4 protein-coding genes are annotated in these 4,501 nt (G+C 65.3%); 2 read left to right on the top strand and 2 right to left on the bottom strand.

The window, feature by feature from the left end:
• Window positions 1–36 precede the first annotated feature (36 nt).
• Window positions 37–963 carry a Gfo/Idh/MocA family oxidoreductase gene (locus C8J40_RS20000; protein WP_132898528.1) on the top strand — a complete coding sequence of 309 codons (927 nt, stop codon included), beginning with the start codon at window positions 37–39 and terminating at the stop codon, window positions 961–963.
• A gap of 7 nt (window positions 964–970) precedes the next feature.
• The gene (locus C8J40_RS19995) at window positions 971–2,557 is read left to right on the top strand and encodes an alpha-L-arabinofuranosidase C-terminal domain-containing protein (RefSeq protein WP_132898527.1); all 1,587 of its coding nucleotides are present in this window, start codon (window positions 971–973) and stop codon (window positions 2,555–2,557) included.
• A 109-nt stretch (window positions 2,558–2,666) separates the two neighbouring features.
• Here the strand turns inward: C8J40_RS19995 and C8J40_RS19990 are convergent, their stop codons facing one another.
• Together C8J40_RS19990 and C8J40_RS19985 are read right to left on the bottom strand one after the other, a co-directional pair.
• Window positions 2,667–2,999 (bottom strand): hypothetical protein, encoded by a 333-nt coding sequence (locus tag C8J40_RS19990; protein ID WP_132898526.1) that lies wholly within the window; start codon window positions 2,997–2,999, stop codon window positions 2,667–2,669.
• Window positions 3,000–3,029: 30 nt separating this feature from the next.
• Window positions 3,030–3,989, bottom strand: coding sequence for an alpha/beta hydrolase (locus C8J40_RS19985; RefSeq protein ID WP_132898525.1), 960 nt, complete (start codon window positions 3,987–3,989; stop codon window positions 3,030–3,032).
• Window positions 3,990–4,501 lie beyond the last annotated feature (512 nt).

Genomic DNA, 4,501 nt, shown 5'->3' with positions numbered 1-4,501 from the left:
CGAACCGCAGCCCGTCGTCGTGAAGGCACTCTGAGCATGGCCGCTATCAGAATCGCGGTCGTCGGCATGGGCAAGATTGCCCGCGACCAGCATCTACCCTCGATCGCCGGCAACGCCGATTTCGCGTTCGTCGCCAGCGTCAGCCCGCGCGATCCGGGCGTCGAGGGTGTCGTCAACTTCAAATCGCTGGAGGCGTTGCTCGCCGATGGTCCGGCGATCGACGCGATCGCGCTCTGCACGCCGCCACAGGTGCGCTACGAGTTGGCCTCCATGGCGCTCGCCAAGCGCGTGCACGTCTTCCTCGAAAAGCCGCCCGGCGCGACGCTGGCGGAGGTTGACGCGCTCCAAGCGCAGGCTGCCGAGACGGGAAAGACGCTGTTCGCCGGCTGGCATTCGCGGTTCGCGGCGGGGGTCGCGCCGGCCAAGGCGTGGCTCGCCGCGCGTAAGATCGAGCGCGTGTCGATCGTCTGGCGAGAGGACGTCCGCGTCTGGCATCCGGGGCAGGCGTGGATCTGGGAGCCGGGCGGGCTCGGCGTGTTCGATCCCGGCATCAACGCGCTGTCGATCGCGACCGAAATCCTGCCGCAGCCCTTCTTCCTGACCGCCGCGACGCTGTCGACGCCCGCCAACCGCGCCGCGCCGATCGCCGCCGACCTGACCTTCCGCAGCGCCTCGGGTACGCCGATCAGCATGGATCTCGATTGGCGCCAGACCGGCCCGCAGAGCTGGGACATCGTCGTCGAGACCGATGCCGGCACGCTCAGCCTCGCCAAGGGCGGTGCGGTGCTCACCCTGCCGACCGGCACCGTGCATAACGACGACGAGGAATATCCCGGCCTCTACGCCCGCTTCGCCGCGCTGATCCGCGGCGGCCGAAGCGAAGTCGATACGACCCCGTTCACCCTCGTCGCCGACGCATTCCTGCGCGGCACCCGCAATTCCGTGGAGGCTTTCGATGATTGAGGCAAAAATGACCCGGACTCTCAAGGGCCTCGCCGCCGCGCTGCTGCTGTCGACTGCGGGCATCGGTGCCGCACAGACCGCCCCACAGACCGCAGCGCCAGCGGACGCGCCAATGTCGGCGGCGGCAACCGTGACCGTCCACGCCGATACACCCGGCCCGACCTATGATCGCCACATCTTCACGCAGTTTGCGGAGCATCTCGGCACCGGCATCTATGGCGGTCTGTGGGTTGGCGAAAAGTCGAAGATCCCCAACGTCCGCGGTTTCCGCACCGATGTCGTCACCGCGCTCCGCGGGATCGCGGTACCGGCGGTGCGTTGGCCGGGCGGCTGTTTCGCCGACGAATATCACTGGCGCGAGGGGATCGGCCCCAAGACCAAGCGTCCGGTCAAGATCAACACCAACTGGGGCGGCGTGACCGAGCCCAACGCGGTCGGCACGCACGAGTTCATGGATCTGGTCGGGCAGATCGGCGCGCAGGCGTATATCTCCGGCAATGTCGGCAACGGCACGCCGCAGGAAATGGCGGAGTGGGTCGAATACATGACCTCGCCTGCCGGTACTCTGGCGGACGAGCGCGCGAAGAATGGCCACAAGGCGCCGTGGGCGGTGCCGTTCTTCGGGATCGGCAACGAACTGTGGGGCTGTGGCGGCAACATGCGCGCGCCCTACGCCGCCGACGTCACGCGGCGCTACGCCACCTTCATCAAGGCGCCGGCGGGCACCAAGGTCACCAAGATCGCGAGTGGGGCGAACTCGGCCGACTATGCGTGGACCGAGACGATGATGCGCGAGGCCGGCGACCAGGTCGATGCGCTGTCGATGCATTATTATACGGTGGCCGCGCCTTGGGAACACAAGCTCTCGGCAACCGTGTTCGGCGAGGATGAGTGGGCGCACGTGCTCGCCGAGACGCTGAAGATGGACGAGATGCTCACCAAGCACAGCGCGGTGATGGACAAATACGATCCGCAGAAGAAGGTCTGGCTGGCGGTCGACGAATGGGGCACCTGGTATGCGCCTGACCCCGGCACCAATCCCGGCTTCCTACGCCAACAGAATACGCTGCGCGATGCGCTGGTGACCGCGATCAACCTCAATATCTTCGCCAAGCATGCCGATCGCGTGAAGATGACCGCGATCGCGCAGATGGTGAACGTGCTGCAGGCGATGATCCTGACCGACGGCGCCAAGATGGTGCTGACGCCGACCTATCACGTGTTCGCGATGTACAAGCCGTACATGGACGGCACCGTCCTGCCGATCGACATCAAGTCGCCCTGGTACAACAAGGACCAGTGGACGATGCCGTCGGTCAGCGCGTCGGCCGTCCGCGGCAAGGACGGCGTGGTGCGGATCGCGCTCGCCAATCTCGATCCGAACAAGGCGACGAGCGTCTCCGCGGCGCTGCCCGGCGTCACCGCGCAAACCGTCACCGGTCAGGTGTTGACCGCGCCGACGATGACCGCACACAACACCTTCGACGCGCCCAACGCGGTCGCGCCGACGGCGTTCAACGGCGCGCAATTGCGTGGTGGAACGCTCGCGGTAACGCTGCCGCCCATGTCGGTGGTGATGCTCGAGCTGAAGTGATCATGACGCCCGCCGGATCAACCGGCGGGCGCATAAACCCAGCGAACGGATCGGTTTTTCGCCAATAGGCGGTCGCGCGGCGGGATCTGGCGTGGGCGGATGCTCGCGATCACGACCCTGCCGCCAACGCGGCGCGAGATCGCTCATAGGCTTCGACGAATGGCGTCATGCGTGCTGCGTAGGGGGCTGCGGCGCCGATCGCACGTCGATACAGCGGCTCGCGGACTTGCGCGACGCTGGCGGTCGCGACCGGGCGCTTCAATCGATGAAAATCGAGCATTGCTGGTTCGAAGGCGAGCCCGACATGGGCGGCAATCCGCGGCACCCAGGCGGCGATGTCCTCCACCAACGCTTCATTCGGCACGACCAGCAGGCGAGCGCCGAGCGTGCTACGCCAATAATCGCGTTCAAGATGCGTCGATCGGATTTCCGTTCGACGCATCCTGCCAGCGGCGTGCTGGTCCGCAGAGTATCACCGCGTTCGTGTAAGAAGGCCGTGCATGGCCATCCACCGGGTGAATTCCTCGAACCACCCCGTGCTCGTGGTAGGCTTTGGGTACATGCCGAAGCCATGGCCACCCTGTTCGAACAGATGGAACTCGACCGGACGTTTTGCCGCGCGCCAGCTCTCGATTAGCTCGAACTTGCCGGCACCGAAGAACGGATCGTCGGCGGCCAGAGCGACGAACATCGGCGGCGCGTCCGCTGGCACCGGCATTGCTGCCAGCGGACCATAGATATTGCCGATGAACGCGGGCTTTGCATCGCCGCCGGCAATCGTGGTGGCCATCGTCAGCATCGCCCCGGCGGAAAAGCCGATCATGCCGATGCGCGATGGGTCGACATGCCATTCGCCGGATCGTTGCCGGACCAAAGCAAAGGCGGCGCGCGCGTCGGCAATCTGCGGCGCCAGGCCCGCGATCATCGCATCGGGCTGGGCGCGGGGCGGCTGCCGGCCGGGGGCGAACATCTCGGCCATCGATCGCTCGAATGCCGGCATCGCGACCGGTGTCGGGTTCAGCCGATATTTCAGGACGAACGCCGCCACGCCCTGGGCGGCCAGCGCACGGGCAACGTCCCACCCTTCGTTCTGCATCGATAGTGTCTTGAACCCACCGCCCGGGGCAACAATCACGGCGGTGCCGGTCGCGATGGCCGGATCGGGCAGGAATGGTGTCAACGTGGCAAATGTGACGTTGCGGACGAAGACGCTGCCATATTGACTATGCCATGCTTCGGGTGCGGTTGACCGGGGCAACTTGCCGGTCCCAAGTTGGACCGCGTCCGACTGTGCAGGGGCTGCGATCGGCACCATCTTGTCGTTCTGGGCAGAAACGGGCGCCGCCATCAGCAGCGCGGCAACCATGCCGATCCGGGTAAACGGGACGCGCGCGTACAGGCCTCTGGCGGTTACGCTCGTTATGCGACTCATGCTCGCTCTCCCTGTGTCGTGTTCTTGGCGGACACAGTAAAGAGAGCGCTATCATTGTCTACTGTGAGCGGGGGCAGGGCGATCGTTGTCGGAAGAGGTGTCGCATGCGAACGATCGAAAGCATCGTTAGGCAGCAGTATCGACCGCTACTCCGAGGGTCTCGTTCGCTCGACCTGTTGATACGGGATTGCGCGCGGTTTCCATCAAAGCCGGAAGCGGAGAGCGAAACCCAATCGTTGCGTTCGGCACTGGTCGTTCATGTCGACGGCAATCGTCACCCAAGTCAGTGGAGCCGCTCGGCGGCGCTAACTGCTCATTGCGTACGGTTCGCCGAGCTGGCCTTAGGTTTGGGTCCGTTCTGTATCTCCGACGACCCGTTGGTGCGGGCACGAAGCCCACTGAGCGCTCGCCGGCCAATTTTCCGAAAACCGACCCGAAACTGTAAAAAAGCGTTTGACGGTTCTGTGAACCCCGCCTAGAGGGGTGTCACCGCAGCGGAGTGCCTTACGGGC

It is taken from the genome of Sphingomonas sp. PP-CC-3A-396 (assembly GCF_004343105.1).
Classification (GTDB): Bacteria; Pseudomonadota; Alphaproteobacteria; order Sphingomonadales; family Sphingomonadaceae; genus Sphingomonas.
The sequence above is the reverse complement of the archived record's forward strand: the minus strand, read 5'-3'. Positions and strand labels throughout refer to the sequence as shown.